The sequence below is a fragment of the Deinococcus aquiradiocola genome, assembly GCF_014646915.1.
Taxonomy (GTDB): Bacteria; Deinococcota; Deinococci; order Deinococcales; family Deinococcaceae; genus Deinococcus; species Deinococcus aquiradiocola.
The window spans coordinates 143,689-159,700 of the sequence record NZ_BMOE01000005.1 but is presented as its reverse complement, the minus strand read 5'-3'; the positions used below and the strand labels follow the sequence as shown (position 1 = coordinate 159,700).

General features: G+C 70.9%; 17 protein-coding genes. 2 read left to right on the top strand and 15 right to left on the bottom strand.

Going from position 1 to position 16,012, the window contains the following annotated elements; all coding sequences use genetic code 11:
- Positions 1–146: 146 nt before the first annotated feature.
- The 14 genes from minE to rlmB all read right to left on the bottom strand — a co-directional run bounded on the left by minE (position 147) and on the right by rlmB (position 12,812).
- Positions 147–383 (bottom strand): cell division topological specificity factor MinE, encoded by a 237-nt coding sequence (gene minE / locus IEY33_RS09410; protein WP_188962718.1) that lies wholly within the window; start codon positions 381–383, stop codon positions 147–149.
- On the bottom strand, positions 383–1,183 hold the full coding sequence (gene minD / locus IEY33_RS09405; protein ID WP_188962716.1) for a septum site-determining protein MinD: 801 nt from the start codon (positions 1,181–1,183) through the stop codon (positions 383–385). Before minD ends, minE begins: the two co-directional genes overlap by 1 nt.
- A gap of 73 nt (positions 1,184–1,256) precedes the next feature.
- Positions 1,257–3,902 carry a putative bifunctional diguanylate cyclase/phosphodiesterase gene (locus IEY33_RS09400; protein ID WP_188962713.1) on the bottom strand — a complete coding sequence of 882 codons (2,646 nt, stop codon included), beginning with the start codon at positions 3,900–3,902 and terminating at the stop codon, positions 1,257–1,259.
- 124 nt (positions 3,903–4,026) lie between these two features.
- Entirely contained in the window at positions 4,027–5,256 is a 1,230-nt protein-coding gene (locus IEY33_RS09395) for an aminotransferase-like domain-containing protein (RefSeq protein ID WP_188962710.1), read from the bottom strand.
- Positions 5,257–5,298: 42 nt separating this feature from the next.
- Complete coding sequence (prmC, locus tag IEY33_RS09390) at positions 5,299–6,147, bottom strand: peptide chain release factor N(5)-glutamine methyltransferase (RefSeq protein WP_188962708.1); 849 nt, start codon at positions 6,145–6,147, stop codon at positions 5,299–5,301.
- 5 nt (positions 6,148–6,152) lie between these two features.
- The gene (locus IEY33_RS09385; protein ID WP_188962706.1) at positions 6,153–6,776 is read right to left on the bottom strand and encodes a Jag family protein; all 624 of its coding nucleotides are present in this window, start codon (positions 6,774–6,776) and stop codon (positions 6,153–6,155) included.
- A 141-nt stretch (positions 6,777–6,917) separates the two neighbouring features.
- The gene (gene yidC / locus IEY33_RS09380) at positions 6,918–8,531 is read right to left on the bottom strand and encodes a membrane protein insertase YidC (protein WP_188962703.1); all 1,614 of its coding nucleotides are present in this window, start codon (positions 8,529–8,531) and stop codon (positions 6,918–6,920) included.
- Positions 8,528–8,827, bottom strand: a complete 300-nt coding sequence (gene yidD / locus IEY33_RS09375) for a membrane protein insertion efficiency factor YidD (protein WP_188962701.1) — start codon at positions 8,825–8,827, stop codon at positions 8,528–8,530. The genes yidC and yidD overlap by 4 nt, the downstream gene beginning before the upstream one ends.
- Complete coding sequence (locus tag IEY33_RS09370; RefSeq protein ID WP_229670904.1) at positions 8,824–9,291, bottom strand: ribonuclease P protein component; 468 nt, start codon at positions 9,289–9,291, stop codon at positions 8,824–8,826. Before IEY33_RS09370 ends, yidD begins: the two co-directional genes overlap by 4 nt.
- Positions 9,292–9,347: 56 nt before the next feature.
- On the bottom strand, positions 9,348–9,482 hold the full coding sequence (gene rpmH, locus IEY33_RS09365) for a 50S ribosomal protein L34 (protein WP_188962699.1): 135 nt from the start codon (positions 9,480–9,482) through the stop codon (positions 9,348–9,350).
- A 160-nt stretch (positions 9,483–9,642) separates the two neighbouring features.
- On the bottom strand, positions 9,643–10,221 hold the full coding sequence (locus IEY33_RS09360) for an antibiotic biosynthesis monooxygenase (protein WP_229670903.1): 579 nt from the start codon (positions 10,219–10,221) through the stop codon (positions 9,643–9,645).
- Positions 10,218–11,066, bottom strand: a complete 849-nt coding sequence (yedA, locus tag IEY33_RS09355) for a drug/metabolite exporter YedA (RefSeq protein WP_188962963.1) — start codon at positions 11,064–11,066, stop codon at positions 10,218–10,220. Before yedA ends, IEY33_RS09360 begins: the two co-directional genes overlap by 4 nt.
- A gap of 106 nt (positions 11,067–11,172) precedes the next feature.
- A complete protein-coding gene (locus IEY33_RS09350) occupies positions 11,173–12,105 on the bottom strand; it encodes an aldose 1-epimerase (RefSeq protein WP_188962697.1) in 933 nt (310 codons plus the stop codon).
- Positions 12,102–12,812, bottom strand: a complete 711-nt coding sequence (rlmB, locus tag IEY33_RS09345; protein WP_188962695.1) for a 23S rRNA (guanosine(2251)-2'-O)-methyltransferase RlmB — start codon at positions 12,810–12,812, stop codon at positions 12,102–12,104. The genes IEY33_RS09350 and rlmB overlap by 4 nt, the downstream gene beginning before the upstream one ends.
- A 153-nt stretch (positions 12,813–12,965) precedes the next feature.
- Between rlmB and IEY33_RS09340 the strand changes: the two genes are divergently transcribed.
- The gene (locus tag IEY33_RS09340) at positions 12,966–13,997 is read left to right on the top strand and encodes an NADP-dependent oxidoreductase (RefSeq protein ID WP_188962692.1); all 1,032 of its coding nucleotides are present in this window, start codon (positions 12,966–12,968) and stop codon (positions 13,995–13,997) included.
- Between the two features lie 144 nt (positions 13,998–14,141).
- Positions 14,142–14,786: a DNA-3-methyladenine glycosylase gene (locus tag IEY33_RS09335; protein WP_188962689.1), complete on the top strand. Its 645-nt coding sequence runs from the start codon at positions 14,142–14,144 to the stop codon at positions 14,784–14,786.
- Between the two features lie 268 nt (positions 14,787–15,054).
- Here IEY33_RS09335 and IEY33_RS09330 read toward each other — a convergent pair whose 3' ends face one another.
- On the bottom strand, positions 15,055–15,936 hold the full coding sequence (locus IEY33_RS09330; RefSeq protein ID WP_188962686.1) for an aldo/keto reductase: 882 nt from the start codon (positions 15,934–15,936) through the stop codon (positions 15,055–15,057).
- Between the last annotated feature and the right edge of the window lie 76 nt (positions 15,937–16,012).

Below are 16,012 nucleotides of genomic sequence, written 5' to 3'. Positions count from 1 at the left end.
GGGACGTGAGGCCGGGCCGGGCCGCGTGGGGGCCGGAAGCGCCAGGAAGGGTACTCCCGGAGCGGCGGGCGGAATCGGGTGACGCGCACAAACGGGGACGGCCACAAGGGCAGACCGGCAGCTGCTCGGCTGCCGGTCGGGGGGGGTTACTTCTCGCGTCCGCTGAGGGGGATGTTCGCGACGAGGACCACGGTGTCGCCGCGCTGTTCGATCTCGACGTTGCTGCCGGTGGTCGGGAAGTACCGCTGGACGACTTCCATCAGGTCGCGGCGCAACGCGTCGACCTTGCCGGGCGGGATCTGCGCGCGGTCGTAGGCGAGCACCAGTTCCAGCCGGTTCTTGAGTTCGTCCTTGCTGCGTTTGCCGCGCAGGAAACTGAACATCAGCTGCCTCCGAACAGGCGGCGCAGGGCCGCCAGGAATCCACCGCCGTCATCCAGCTTGGGGTAGGGGACGTCCTCGCCGCGCAGGCGGCGGGCGGTGTCCATGAAGGCCGCTCCGGCGCGCGTCTTGCCGAGCACGGCGGGCTCGCCGACGTTGGTGGACACCAGGATGCCTTCGTCTTCGGGGACGACGCCGATGGGTTTGACACCCAGGATTTCCAGGATGTCCGCTTCGGAGAGCATGTTGCCGCTGGCGACCATCTTGGGGCGCAGGCGGTTGATGACGAGGCGGATCTCGCGGACCTGCTGCGCTTCGAGCAGCCCGATGATGCGGTCGGCGTCACGGACGCTGGACACCTCGGGGTTCACGACGACCAGGGCGCCCTCGGCAGGCGCGGCGGCGGTCTTGAATCCGCTCTCGATGCCTGCGGGACTGTCGATCAGGACGCGGTCGAAGCCTTCCTCCTCGATGAGGGTGCGGACGGCGCCTTTGAACGCTTCGGGGCTGAGGGCGTCCTTGTCGCGGGTCTGCGAGGCGGGCAGCAGGTACAGGTTCTCGACGCGCTTGTCGCGGATGAGGGCCTGCGAGAGGCGGCACTTGCCTTCGAGCACGTCGATCAGGTCGAAGACGACGCGGCTCTCCAGGCCCATGACCACGTCCAGGTTTCGCAGACCCACGTCCACGTCGATGACGACGACCTTTTCGCCCAGCTTGGCGAGGGCTGCGCCCATGTTGGCGGTGGTGGTGGTTTTGCCCACGCCCCCCTTCCCGCTGGTGACGACGATGACCTTGGCATTCATTGGGGTGTAGTGTAGCCCATCGCATGGACGGCGTCAGCGCCTCCCCCCCGGCGGGCGCGGAGGTCGCCCGGGGTCAGCGGGTGCCGGGGGTGGGCAGGGTCGCGGCCTGTGTGGTGGATGGGGTGGGTGCGGGGCGGGCGAGGAGCACGGCGGCGTCGCGGGGATTCATGGGGCGGCCCGTCAGATAGCCCTGCACGAGGTCGCAGCCGAGGTCGCGGACCGTGCCGAGCTGCTCGCAGGTTTCGACCCCTTCGGCCACCACGCGGATGCCGAGCGAGTGCGCGAGCGCCACGATGGCCTGCAGGACGCGCGGTGCGCCCGACACGTCGTGCAGGCTCTGCACGAACATCCGGTCGACCTTCAGGACGCTGACCGGCAGCTTGAGGAGGTGACCCAGGGCGGACTGGCCGACACCGAAATCGTCGAGGGAGATCTGCACGCCCAGCGCGCGCAGTTCGTGCATCTTGCGGACCATGCCGTCCAGGTCGCTGATCACCTGCCGTTCCGTGAGTTCCAGTTCGAGGCGTTCGCCGCTCAGGCCGAAGTCCTGCAGGGCCGTACGGACGTCGTCCACGAATTCGGGGCGGTCGAACTGCGCGGCGGCGACGTTGATGGCGATCTTGGTGCCGGGCCAGCGGCGCAGCTGCGCACAGGTCTGGCGCAGCACCCACTGGCCGAGCGCGACGATCAGACCGCTGTCCTCCGCGACGGGGATGAACACCACGGGCGAGACGGGGCCGAGTTGCGGGTCGTTCCAGCGTATGAGGGCCTCGAAGCTGCAGGGGGCATGGACGGGCAGGTGACTGCCGGTGTCCTGGGTGAGGTCGTACTGCGGCTGGTACCAGAGGTTCAGGCCGCTGACGCCTTCGGGGTCCACGCCGGAGGCGGTGACGCGTTCCAGTGCGAGGCGCAGGCGCTGTTCGAGCTGCCCGCGTTCCTGCGCGACGCGGTTCATCTGCGGGTCGTAGAAGCACAGGCCGTTGCGGCCGGACGCTTTGGCCTGCGACATGGCGATGTCGGCCTGCCGGATGAGTTCGGACGCGTCGGTGCCGTCGGTCGGCGCGAGGCTGATGCCGATCCCGGCGGCGAGCGTGACCGGCTGGTTGTTCAGCAGGAAGATGCTGCTGGCGATGCCCGCCACGCGCCGCGCGCAGGATTCGGCGTGCGGGGCGCTGGCGAGGCCGGGGAAGGCGAGCACGAACTCGTCGCCGCCGCAGCGGCCGATGAGGGCGCCCGGCCGGGCGGGCGTGTCGCTGCGGCGCAGCAGGGCCTGCAGGCGCCGCGCGAGTTCGCGCAGCAGCTCGTCGCCCTGCCCGTGCCCGAAACGGTCGTTGATGCTCTTGAAGCCGTCGAGGTTCACGTACAGCACGGCGGTCAGGCCGACGCCGGGCGCGGCGAGCAGGTCGCGGAGCTGCTCCTCGAACAGGGAGCGGGTGGGGACGCCGGTGAGCGCGTCGTGCCGCGTCTGGTACGCGAGCAGCGCCTGGCTCGCTTCGAGCTGCGCGGTGCGTTCCATGACGCGCGCGTCGAGTTCGCCCGTGAGCTGCCGCAGGACCTGTCCGGCCGCTTCGAGTTCGGCGGTGCGGCTCTGCACGCGGCTCTCCAGGTCACGGGACAGGATGCTGAGCCGCAGGGAGAACTGCTCGTTCTCCAGCTGTCCGACGATCTGGCGGGCCGCGGCGAGGACCGTGACGACGGTCGTGCCCGCCAGCAGCCACAGGGCCTGCTGGCCGCGCAGCGACACGGCCAGCACCAGGAAACACGAGCCGAGCGCGACGTAGGGGCCGAGCGTACCGACGGCGCGGCTGAGGGGCGACGTGGGGCGCAGGACGGTGAGGGCCGCGTGGGGGCCGGTGTCGGGCGACAGGGGCAGTTCGGGGCGGGGGCGACCGATCAGGGCGGCGAGGCCGAGGAACAGCGGGGAGAGCGTCCAGAACCAGTCGTAGACGCTGCCGCCCGCGAGGCCGATGCTGCTGAAGTCCAGTGCGAAGCCGAGGTCCGCGATGACGGAGCACGAGACCGACACCACGATCAGGGCGTCGGCCCCGAGGCGCAGTCGGCGTCCGCCCCGGCCGTCGGTGCGGTACGCGTGGTGGTGCATGGCGTTCCAGAGGACGACCGTGAGGAGCCAGATGTCGAGGGTGGGGTAGCTCATGCTGACGAGCATGGCGAGCGGTTGTCCGGCCCAGTCGTGCAGCAGGCGTGGCCCGACGCCGAACCACACGAGGGTGAGGAGGCCGCTCAGCATGACGCCCACGTCGAGGCGGCGTTTGCTGAGGTCGGCGCGGCTGAGGGGCGTTCTCGGGAAGAGCAGCAGGCCGACGCCCAGCGTGAGCTGCTGCAGGGGATAGAAGAGGTCGGCGGCAGACGGGAAGGGGGTGCCGTGCAGCACGAGTTCGGTGTACGCCCAGCTGAGCGACCCGAGGGCGAAGGCGAAGGGGGACGCGGCCACCCACATCCAGGCGGTGCAGACGCGGCCGCTGCTGCGTTCGGCGCGCTGCAGGCACAGCAGGGCGGCCGCGAGGTACAGCGGGACGTACGCGAGGTCCCCCAGGACGGGCTGCCAGGTCGCAGGACCCCAGTGCAGGGCCAGCCAGCTGAGTGGCAGGGCCGTGAGTGCCAGCAGGAGGGCCAGCGGGCCGCGCAGGACGGGGCGGGCGTGGCGTCCGGTGGTGCTGGGGTGGGCTGCGTAGAGTTTCAGGAGGACCGCCTTGGGCACCCTGTGGGGGTGCGGTTGGAGTGGTCTTCATGTTGGGCCGGGGGGCGTCACGCCGCTCTGACAATCGGGGAGATGAAAGCTGTGAAGACGCCCTTACAATGTGGCGGAAGTCAGGATTGATGTCTCAGGCGAGCGCCTCGTGCAGCGTCTCCCCCAGCGCCCGGATGCCGCGCGCGATCTGCCCGTCGTTCGCGGACGAGAAGCTCAGGCGCATGGTGTTCTCCCCGCCGCCGAGCGCGTAGAACGGCGCGCCCGGCACGAAGGCCACCTTGCGCGCCACGGCCCGCTCCAGCAGCGGCGTGGTGTCCAGGCCTTCCGGCACCGTCACCCACAGGAACATCCCGCCCTGCGGGACCGTGTGCGTCACGCCCGCCGGGAAGTGCGCCTTCATCTCGGCCATCATGGTCTGCGCGCGCGCGCCGTACACGGCCTTGACGCGCCCGATCTGTGCGGGCATCACGTCGTGCACCAGTTCCGCGATGATCATCTGGTTGAAGGTCGGGGTGTGCAGGTCCGCGCCCTGCTTCGCCTGCACCAGCTTGCGGACGAGCGACAGGGCGGCCTGCACCCACGCGTCGCGCAGGCCCGGCACGAGCACCTTGCTGAAGGACCCGCTGTACACGACGTGGCTGCCGTCCGGGCCGCCGCACGCTTCGAGCGCCAGTTCGTACAGGCTGGGGATCTCCTCGCCCGTGAAGCGCAGCGAACCGTAGGGGTCGTCCTCCAGCACGATCACGCCGTGCCGCGCCGTGAGTTCCACCAGTCGGCGGCGGCGTTCCAGGCTGAGGGTGCGGCCGGTGGGGTTCTGGAAGTTCGGGACGCAGTACAGCAGCTTGGCGCGCGTGGTCTTCAGCTGTTCTTCCAGCGCGTCGAGGTCGATGCCGCCCTCGTCCGTCTGCATCTGCAGGTAGCGGGGGCCGTAGGGGGCGAAGGACTGCAGCGCGCCGAGGTACGTGGGTGCCTCGACGAGCACCACGTCGCCCTCGCCGATCAGGACCTTGCCGAGCAGGTCGAGGCCCTGCTGGCTGCCCGTCATGATCTGCACGTTGGCGGGCGGGATGTTGACGCGCGCCGCGATCCATTCGCGCAGCGGCAGGTGGCCTTCGGTGGTGCTGTACTGCAGGGCGGCGGGGCCGTAGCGGTCGAGGACGCTGCTGGCGGCCTGCCGGATGGCGTCCATCGGGAAGAGTTCCGGTGCGGGCAGGCCGCCCGCGAAGGAGATCACGTCCGGCGCCTGCGTGATCTTGAGGATCTCGCGGATGGCGCTGCTGCTCAGGCGGCGTCCGGCGGGAGAGAAGGCGTCCTCCCAGCGCAGGGTGGGGGTGCTCTCGGGGCGGGATTCCGTGCGGGTCATGCCTCAGTGTACCGCCCGCCTCACGGGCCATACGAACGCTCGTTAGGTCGTGTGTCCTTCGGCGGCCAGAGTTGCCAGCAGGAACCGGTCACGGCCCGTCAGGTCCGCCCGCACTTCAGTCCGCCAGCCGCTCCCTGCCAGCTCGGCCGCCAGCACGTGCACGTTCCGCGGATCGAGTTCCAGCAGCACGCACCCGCCCCGCTCCAGGCAGGCAGGCGCCTGCCGCATCAGGACGCGGACGAGCGTCAGGCCGTCCGGTCCGCCGTACAGCGCGAGGTCCGGGTCGTGCCGCACCTCCGGCGTGGCCGACGCGCGGTCCGCGTCCGGCAGGTACGGCGGGTTCGACACGATCACCGCGAACCGGCCCGCCACGCCCGCCAGCAGGTCCGAGTGCAGGAACGACACGTCCAGCCCCAGCCGCTCCGCGTTGACCCGCGCGAGCCGCAGGGCGTCCACGCTCACATCGCTGGCCGTCACGCGCACGTCCGGGCGGGCCGCCGCCACCGCCAGCGCCAGCGCGCCCGTCCCGGTCCCCACGTCCAGCAGGGCCGCGCCCGGCCGGCCCTCCAGCACCGCGAGCGTCAGGTCCAGCAGCACCTCCGTCTCGGGACGCGGCACCAGCGCCGCCCCCGTCACGCGCAACGTCACGCCGCCCCACTCCACCTCGCCCAGCAGGTGCTGCAGCGGCACGCCCCGCACGCGCCGCCGCAGCAGGTCCTCCAGCGCGTCCCGCTCGTCCGGCGTGACGGCCCGCCCGGACGCCAGCACCAGCCCAGTCCAGTCGAGATGCAGGACGTGCATCAGCAGCGCGCGCGCCTCCGGCAGCGGGGACGCCAGACCCGCCTCCTGAAGACGGCGGGTCAGGTCACGCTGCACGGCAGCCACGCTCACGTCACTCAATGCGCCGTGTCCGCGTCACCCTGCACGGGCGTCGTGCGCGGCAGGATCACCAGCCTGCGCGCCGCGCCCTCCCCCACCGACTCCGTCTGCACGAGCGGGTGATCCTGCAGCGCGAGGTGGAACACGCGCCGGTCAGCGGGCGGCATCGGCTGCATCTCGTGCGGCTCGCCGGTCTTGGCGACCTGCACCGCGAGGCGCTCCGCGACGCGGCTCAGGTTCTCCGCGTGCCGCTTCCGGAAGCCGCCCGCGTCGATCCGCACGCGCACCTCCGTGTGCCCCTGACGGCTGAGCGCCGCGTACGCCAGCACCTCCACCGCGCCCAGCACGCGCCCGTCACGGCCCGACAGGCGCGCCGCCTGCGCGCCCTGAATGTCCGCCTCCAGCGCCCCGTCCCCCTGCCGGACCGTGAGCGTCAGCTCCGGGTCCACGCGCGCGATCACGCCGCTCAGGAACTGCTCCAGCGTCTCGTGCGGCGTGAGCGTGCCCGGCGCGGCCCGCAGCGGCGCTGCGCCCGTCCCGCCGGGCGGTCCCGCCTGCGGCGGGGAGGGCACGAGCGACTCGTCGGCCCCGCTGATGCCCAGACCGGCCAGGTAGTCGTCCAGATTCTTCGTGTTGTCCATATGCAGCAGTTTACAGCGCCCGCCCTCACCCCACTCATACACGCGCCGTCCGGCCAGACAAGTCCACGCGAACGCCGCGCGGCCACCCGTCAGGGCAGCCGCGCGGCGGCAGACGAACCGGCCCCCCGGGGCGGCCCGCGGTCAGGACTTCTGGTCGGGTTTCGTGGCGGGCTTCAGCGTCTTGTTGACGTTCGCGGCCTTGCTGAGACTGGTGGTCTTGCCGGTGGCAGGCTGGACCGTCACGGTGCCCTTGCCGCCCTTGACCTTCTCGACGACCTGCGCGCTCCCCAGGCCGCCCGCCATCTGCGCCTCCACCTGCTTGTTGATGAGGTACTGCTGGCCCGCCCCGATCAGGGTCGAGATGATCCAGTACAGCGTCACCCCCGCCGGGAAGGTCAGCGCGAAGTACAGGTAGATGATGTAGATGAACGACTGCTGCTTGAACATCTGCGGGGTCTTGCGGGTGCTGATGTACAGCTGCAGCAGGTTCGCGGCCACGTACACGACCGCCAGGATGTACAGCGGGTCCGGCAGGCTCAGGTCCGGCAGCCACCACAGGCCCTGATCGAACTCGAAGTTCCGGAAGGTGCTGAACAGCACGGCCAGGATCGGCAGCGGAATGAACATGCTCAGGCAGCCCGCCGGGTTGACGTTGTTCTCCTTGTAGAGCCGCATCGTTTCCTGCTGCAGCTTCTGCGGGTCGTCCTTGTAGCGTTCCTGCGCTTCCTTCAGGAGCGGCTGCACCATCTGCATCTTGGCGGTGGTGCGGCCCTGGTTCTGCATGAGCGGCCAGATGGCGAGGCGCAGCAGCACCGTGAACACGAAGATCACGAGACCCCAGCTCTTCAGGAAGGTGTACAGCCATTCCATGAACTTCACGAGCAGCAGGCTGATCTGCCCGAAGATGTTCGGGGTGAACAGGCCCGGCAGCTGCGTGTAACCCTCCTGGTACAGGTGGATCAGTTCGTTCTTGCCGCCGTACACGTCGAGTTTGGTGTCGCCCTTCGCCTGCAGCGTCAGGTTCGCCTGCGGTCCGCCGGTGGTGGTGGCGTCCAGGGTGGTGCCCGCGCCGGGCCGCACGACGAGCAGGTGCGCGGTGTACGAGTTGGAGCCCAGGCCCAGGAAGCCGGTCGTGAGCGTGTCGTACACAGCGGCGTACTGCATGTTCCTGGTGGTGGCGGGGCCCTGCACGACCGAACCGCCCTGCGCGAGGTTGCGGATGCCGGGGTCCTTGTTCTGGCCGAGGCCGTCGAAGGCGATGGTGTAGCCGGTCGCGCCGCTCACGTTGATGTCGGCCTGCATGTTGAACTGGCGGGGGTGCAGCACGACGGTCTTGGTGACGGTCGCCGCGCCCTGCGCGTACGTGAAGATGGCCTGCATGCGGTTGTGCGCCACGTCGCGCACGAGCTGCACGGGTCTGGCGGTCCTGGCGGCGGTGTTGCCGGGCACGGTGACGCGCAGGGCGCTGCTGCCGCGCACGAGGTTCGTGGCGCCCTTCTGGCCGATCAGTTTGCTGAAGTCCGGCTGGCCGTCCTTGTCGTCGATGAGGCGCGCGCCGGCCGTCTGCTTGATGTACCAGCCGATGATCTCGCCGTTCTGGTCGAAGGCGATATCAGCGAGGTTGCTGGTGTAGACGGTGGCGGGCTTGCCGTTGAAGTTCTGGGTTTGGATCCAGTCCGGTTTGACGCTGGCACCGGCGCTGCCCAGTGCGGCGAGCCCCAGGAGGGCCAGGACGGGGTTCAGGAGTTTCATCATGATTCACGCTTCTTTGGTGTGTGGGTGGGCCGGGAGGGCGGGGTGGCGGGCGGGACCGGGTCGTACCCGCCGGGGTTGAGCGGATGACACCGCAGGATACGCGACGCGGCGAGCAGGCTGCCACGCAGCGCGCCGTGCACTTCGAGCGCCTGCGCAGCGTACTCGCTGCAGGTGGGCGTGAACCGGCAGGTGGGCGCGCCCTTCAGGGGCGACAGTCGCCGCTGGTAGCCACGCACGGCGCGCACGAGGACACGTGCCGGGACGCTCACGTGCGTGCCGCCGCCTTTGGCGCTCATGGCGTTCCCGGCGCGCGTGGGCCCGGGGTCGGGCCTGGCGCGCCGCCGCTGCGGGGTTTCGGCCTGGGTCTGGCTTTGGGGTCGAAGCTGCCGAGCGCCTTGGCGAGTGCTGCCTGCAGTTCCGCGAAGGGCGCGTCCAGCACGAGCGCGGCGGGACTGAGGATGGCGCGGCACGGCACGAGTCCCGGCAGGGTCCGCAGGGCCTCCTGCATGCGCCTGCGGGCACGGTTGCGGTCCACGGCGCGCTTGAGGGTCTTCTTGGGGACCACGATGCCGATGATGGCGCGCGGCTGCCACACCTCACCGTGACGCGGGCGGTAATCGGTGACGCGCAGCTGGAAGTACCGCGTGCGGATCACCTGCCCATGCGCCCGGACCTTCCGGAACTCCCGGTCTCCACGCAAAGAAACCAGCGCCACCTTCCGCGCTGTGGGCGTGGGGGTGGCGCTGGGCGTAGGCTGCATCACGAGGGATGGTACAACGGCTGAGCTGGGCGGCGTGTCCCGGTGGGGACGCGGCCTCAGACGGTCAGGCGGTGACGGCCCTTGGCGCGGCGGCGCTGGAGGACGTTCTGGCCGCTCTTGGTCTTCATGCGGATGCGGAAGCCGTGGGTCTTGGCCCGCTTGCGGACGTTGGGCTGGTAGGTACGCTTCATGGTTCTTCTCCTGTCTGGCGGCCTTCCCCGTCATGGGTGAACCCGTCTCGGGTGGCCTGCCGCGCCCCTGCAGTTGCCGGGACAAACTAGAGGAGTGTACCACGCCTCCCCGGAAACGGGAAAGGGGGCGGAACGCGGCCCTGCTCCGCTCCCGTCCGGGTCAGGGCTTCAGCCAGCGGCGGAAGGTGCGGGTCGCCCACGGCATCACGGCGTACGTCATGAGCGGCACCACCAGCAGCGACTGCAGCAGCGAGCGCAGCGGGAGCGGCAGATGCGCCAGGGACGGCCCGACCAGCAGCGTGATGGCGAGGCTGGTGGGGTACAGCGCGAGGACCGTCACGGCCGTCATCTTCCAGCGGCGCGGCTGCGCCAGGACGGGACTGCCGGGCGGCGTGAACCAGAACTCCAGGCCCGGCTGGTGTTCGATGCTCGTCTCGCCGTCCAGGTGCGGTGCGAGCCGGTCCAGCCACGCCTGCCGCTGCGGGGACGCCTGCCACGCGGCCGCGTGCCCCACGTCGTCGAAGCGCACCACCATCAGGTACTCGTACAGTCCGGCGGGCGGCCGAATAACGCCCGTGCCCCGGTGCCCGGGCCAGGTGGACAGCAGGCGCACGAGTTCGCCGATCAGGTCCTCGAAGGCCGCCTCGTGACCGGGGCGCACCTGACGGCGCACCACGAGGCTCACCGGGTCGCCGATCGGGTGCGTCCCGCCCGGTGGGAGGGTCGGTGGGAGCGTCACGTGGCCTCCAGGGTCGGACGGGACGGCCAGATGACGAGCAGCACGCCCAGCAGGATCACGAGAAGCGCCACGACGCCCAGCGCGCCGAGGTGCTCGCCGCCCAGTCCGACGCCCAGCAGCACCGCGACGAGCGGGTTCACGTACGCGTAACTGGTCGCCACGGCCGGACGCGCATGCGCCACGAGGTACATGTACGCGCTGTACGCCACGAGACTGCCCGCCACGATCAGGTACGCGAGCGCCCACAGGCTCGCGGGGGTGGGCGCGTGCCAGTGCTCACGCGTGACGACGCTCAGCACGGCGAGGGCCGCGCCGCCCGTTAGCATCTCGGCGGCGGACCCCATCAGGCCGTCCGGGAGCGGCAGGTGCCGCGACCACTGGCTCCCGAAGGTCCAGCAGAGCGGCGCGAGCACCAGCAGCAGTGCCGCGAGCGGCGTGGCGCGCAGCTCCCCGAGGTTCAGCAGCACGATCCCGGCGAGGCCCACCGCGATGCCGAGCCACTCGCGTGCACCCGTCCGCTCGCCCCACAGGCGCCCGAACAGCCCGGAGAACAGGGGGCTCACGGCGATCAGCATGGCGGCCACGCTGCTGCTCGCGTCGCGTTCCGCGAGCGTCACGAGGCCCGTCCCGCCGCCCAGCAGCAGCAGGCCCACCACGGCACTCCAGCCCCACTGCCGGGGCGTGGGGGCGGGCACGCCGCGCGCGCGCAGCACGCCGTACATCAGGGCGCCCGCCACCCCGAACCGCAGGGCCAGCATGCCGAGCGGCGGGAGGCTCCCGATCGCGACCTTGATGCCGAAGTACGTGCTGCCCCAGATGACGTACACGGCGGCGAGCGCCAGCATCACGGTCGGCGTGAGGGCCGTGCCCGCCGCGCGGGCCTGAACGGTCCCGCTCACGCGGGCAGGGCCGGAACCCGGAACGTTCCGGCAGGCAGGGGACGCGGCCGCCTCACGGTCCGGCCGACCAGTCGCCTTCGAGCGTGAACCGCACCGCGCCGCCCATGCTCTCGCCGGGCGTCAGGACGCGCATGTCGGTGCCGTGCACGCCGCGCGCGGCGAGGTTGAAGGCGTCCGTCGCGTGCGACACCGGCTCCAGCGCCAGCGACCCGTCCGGAGCGGTGAACACCACGAGGTGCGAGAACACGCTGTCCGCCGTGACGGTCAGGGCGCGCGTGCCCCAGTCCAGACGGGCCACGCCGTCCCAGGACGCGTACACGTGATTCAGGTCCGTGTCGCCCACGCTGCGCGGGGCCGTGAAGTCCAGTTCGGGCGGGATAGGCTGCGCGCCCTGCGTGGGGATGAACGTGCCGTCCGTGACGTACACGCCGCCCGCCCGGAACGACACGCTCGGGTCGAGCGGCCCGTCCCGCCGCACGAAGTACGGGTGCAGGCCCATCCCGGCGGGCATGGGGGTGTCGTCCGCGTTCGTGACGGTGAGGGACGTATCGAGGTGCGGGCCGTGCAGCAGGTACTCCATGCGGGCCGTGAACGCCCACGGCCAGTTCAGGGACGTGAAGTCGCGGCTGTCGAAGGTGCAGACGGCGTGCGTGTCGCTCAGGCGCTGCACCGTCCACGGGCGGTTGCGGACGTCGCCGTGCTGGACGCTGCCGTCCGCCGCGCCGGGCTGCAGCTGCACGTCCCGTCCACCATACGTGAAGCGCGCGTCCCGGATGCGGTTGCTGTACGGCACGAGCGCGAAACTGCCGCACTGGCTGCTGGACTTCACGTCCGCGAGGTCCACGTGCCGCGTGACGGGGCGGCCGCCCGCGTGCAGGTTCAGGACGCTCGCGCCGATGCCCGGCAGGAGGTCAAGCATGAGCTGCTCGCCCCGGAGGGTCAGGACGTCCGGGCGCGTCCCGTCACCGTGTGGCGCGCCCGTCATTTGCGTCCGGCGACCGCGTGCTGGATCAGGATGCCCGCCGCGACCGCCGCGTTCAGGCTCTGAATCTGCCCGCGCACCGGGATGCTCACGAGCTCGTCGCACTTCTCGCGCACGAGCCGCCGCATGCCTTCGCCTTCCGCGCCGATCACGAGGGCGAGCGGCCGGTCGAAGTCCAGCTGCGCCATCGGGCGGGCCGCTTCGCCCGCCGCGCCGTACACCCAGACGTTGTCGGACTTCAGCTGCTCGATGAGGCGCGGGAGGTTCTTGGTCTGCGCGACCGGCAGGAAGCTCGTCGCGCCCGCCGCGGCCTTGGCGACGGTGGCGTTCAGGGGGCTGCTGCGCCGCTCCTCCACGATCACGCCGTGCGCGCCGAGCACCTCCGCGCTGCGGATGATCGCCCCGAAGTTGCGGGGGTCGGTGATGCCGTCCAGCAGCACCACCAGCAGCTGCTCTCCCCTGCTCTCGGCCCGGTCGAGGATGTCGTCCACCGTCGCCCACTCCAGGTCCTCGACTTCCGCCATGACGCCCTGGTGGTCGGTGGTGCCGGCCAGCTGGTCGAGTTCGATGCGTGGCGCGAACTTGAGGCGCACGTCGAAGGTCTTGAGCTCCTGAACGAACGCTTCCTCGACGCCGCGCGCCACCAGCAGTTCCTGCACCAGCCCCGCGCGGAGCGCTTCGAGTACCGGGTTTCTTCCGTAAAGCAACATGCTGAGAGGGTAACAGGTTTGAGGCGGGCGCCGGAGCGGCCACCCCGGGACCGGCACGCGTCCGCTTTCGGTGACGGTGTCCGCGTGTCCCCCGCGAAAGAACGTCACCCGCGCCACGTTCACGGGGGGCCGGGCGGGGTCACAGTAACCGGCATGACCACTTCAGACGCCCACCCCACCGCCCAGACCTCCCGCGAAGTGCAACTCGCGGCCCGCCCGGTCGGCACGCCGAAACCCTCGGACTTCAGCATGGCGGACGTGACGCTCCCTCCACTGGAGGAAGGTCAGGTGCGCGTGCAGAACCTGTACCTGACGGTCGACCCGTACATGCGCGGCCGCATGAACGACGTCAAGAGCTACACGCCGCCCTTCGCGCTCGGCGAGACCATGACGGGCGGCGCGGTGGGCCGAGTGCTGGAGAGCCGCGCGGACGGCGTGCAGGTCGGTGACGTGATCCTGCACGACCGCGGCTGGCGCACGCACGCCAACGTGAACGCCCGGCAGGCGCGCGTCCTGACGGAACGGCCCGGCGTGCCGCTCAGCGCGTACCTCGGCGTGCTCGGCATGCCGGGCCTCACAGCGTACGCGGGCCTGCTGCGCGTCGCGGAATTCAAGGCGGGCGACACGGTGTTCGTGTCGGGCGCGGCGGGCGCCGTCGGCAGCGCCGTCGGGCAGATCGCGCGGCTGAAGGGCGCGTCCCGCGTGATCGGCAGTGCCGGAAGTGCCGACAAGGTCCGGCACCTGACGGAAAACCTGGGCTTCGACGCGGCCTTCAACTACAAGGACGGCCCGGTCGCGGCGCAGCTCAAGGCGGCCGCGCCGGACGGCATCGACGTGTACTTCGACAACGTGGGCGGCGAGCACCTCGAAGCGGCCATCTCGTCCCTGAAGGTGGGCGGGCACGCGGCCGTGTGCGGCATGATCAGCCAGTACAACAGCACCGAGGCGAACCCCGCCCCGCGCAACCTCGCGCTGATGATCGGGAAGCAGCTGACGCTGCGCGGCTTCCTGGTATCGCCGCACTACGACCTGTTCGACACCTTCGCGGAGGAGGTCGGCGGCTGGATCGCGTCCGGCGAGCTGAAGTTCGACGAGACGGTCGTGGACGGCATCGACGCCACGCCGGAAGCGTTCATCGGCCTGCTCGCCGGGCAGAACACCGGCAAGATGATCGTCCGCCTCTGATCCCGAACTGAGCCAAACCCCTGAACTTCAGCCGCGCGGAACGCGAAGCCGCCGCACGCCCCGCCTGGACCTCACTGTTCGGGCGGGGCGCGTTCGTGCGTGGGGCTGCGGTGCGGTCAGGCAGGGACGCGCTACCCTCGGCACATGCTGCCGCTGGATCACGCGTCCGCGTTCACGCCCCGCGACTTCGACCGTGACCCCGTCCAGGTGGCGCGCGAACTGCTGGGGGCCGTCCTCGTGCGGCCCCTGCCGGACGGGCGGGTCATGTCGGGCCGGGTGGTGGAGGTCGAGGCCTACGACTGCCCGCGCGACCCGAGCTGCCTCGCGGGACGCTTCCATGCCGTGAAGAGCCAGGAGCTCGCCGCGCCGCCCGGCACGTTCGTGTTCTGGGTCGCGTACCGCCACCCGCTCCTGCAGGTCACGTGCCGCGAGGAGGGCGTGGCGGCCAGCGTCCTGATCCGGGCGCTGGAACCGCTGAGCGGCATGGACGCCATGCTGGAGTTCCGGCCCGTGACCCGCGAACTGGACCTCACGAGCGGCCCCGCCAAGCTCGTGCAGGCGATGGGCCTCGCGCCGCAGTTCCGGGGCGCGCCCGTGAACGGGAAGGGCCTGTACCTGCGTCCGGGCGAACCTGTCCCGGACGAACGCGTGACCGTCACGGCGCGCGTGGGCATCCAGGCGGGCCGGAACCTCCCGTGGCGCTTCACGGAGACCGGGAGCCGCTGGCTGTCCGGCGGGCAGCCCAGCATGGACCTCGCCCCGGCACCGGACGAGACGAGAGTGAGTTGAACTCCTGGTGTTCAGCCGAGCGATGAGGGCGCCAACAACTCCGGTCTGGAGGAGATGGAAGCAGGCGGGCGTCCTACAGGGCGCTGATCTGCCCAGGAAGGGACGCCTTCGCTGTTCCCGGCATCTCTGGAATCGGATCAATGCCGTATGAGGGCCGCGACGCGGACTGAGTACCGGGCCGGGCGACGCTCAGGCTGGACCGGGTGCCGGTTCGTCCGCGTTCCACCCGGAGTGAATCCGCAGACACCGCGGTGCACGGGCCTGCGGTTCAGATCTCGCCGCCCCAGTCCTGCCCGTGCGCCTGCCATCGCGTCTCGATGTCGTGCAGCACGTCGGCGGGCAGGGGGCCGCGTTCTACGATCCGCACGTTGCGTTCGAGGTTCTCCGTGCGGGCCGTGCCCACGATGACGCTGTCCACGCCGGGCGCGAACGCCGCGTACCGCAGGGCGAGTTCGGTGCGGTCCAGGCCGTAGTCGGGGAGGTTCAGGCGCTGCAGCCGGTCCCAGTACGCTTCGGCGTACTGTCCGTCGGGCCGCTCGCGGTACGTCCACGCCATGTTCGCGACCGGGCGTTTGCCGATCACGCCCAGGCCACGTTCTGCCGCTCCGGGCAGGGCGTGGTGGACGCTCCACTGGTCGGCGAGGTTCACGCTGGTCTGCACGCTGCCGAAGCGGTCGGACGACACGGCCCAGGCGAGCGCGTCGTTCTCGCCGCTGTACGCGGCGACGCGGATGTGACCGGCCTGCCGGGCCGCGTCGAGTGCGCCGAGCAGGTCGTCGCGCCGCAGCACGTCCAGCGGGCAGGAGTGCAGGTGGAAGATGTCGATGTGGTCGGTGTTCAGGGTCCGCAGGGCGCGTTCGATGCCGAGCCGGATGGCGTCCGGCGTCCAGTCGGGCGTGCCGGGCACGTCGTAGCCGCCCTTGCTGGACAGCACGTAGTCCTGCCGCCGCCAGCCGAGGTGCCGTCCGACGCGTTCCTCGGAGAGGCCGTAGCCGCGCGCGGTGTCGATCAGGGTGACGCCGCGGTCCACGGCGCGGTTGAGGAGCGTCCCGGCGTCCTGCTCGCTGAGGTCGGGCGTGCCGATGTGCCCTGCGCCGAAGCCGAGCGCGCCGACGTTCAGGCCGGTGCGGCCGAAGGTGCGGTTGATCATGCGGGGAGGATAGAGCATCGGTCATCGAAACATACGGCGTTTCGATGACCGAGCGGAGCGAGTGAATGTCGTGCCA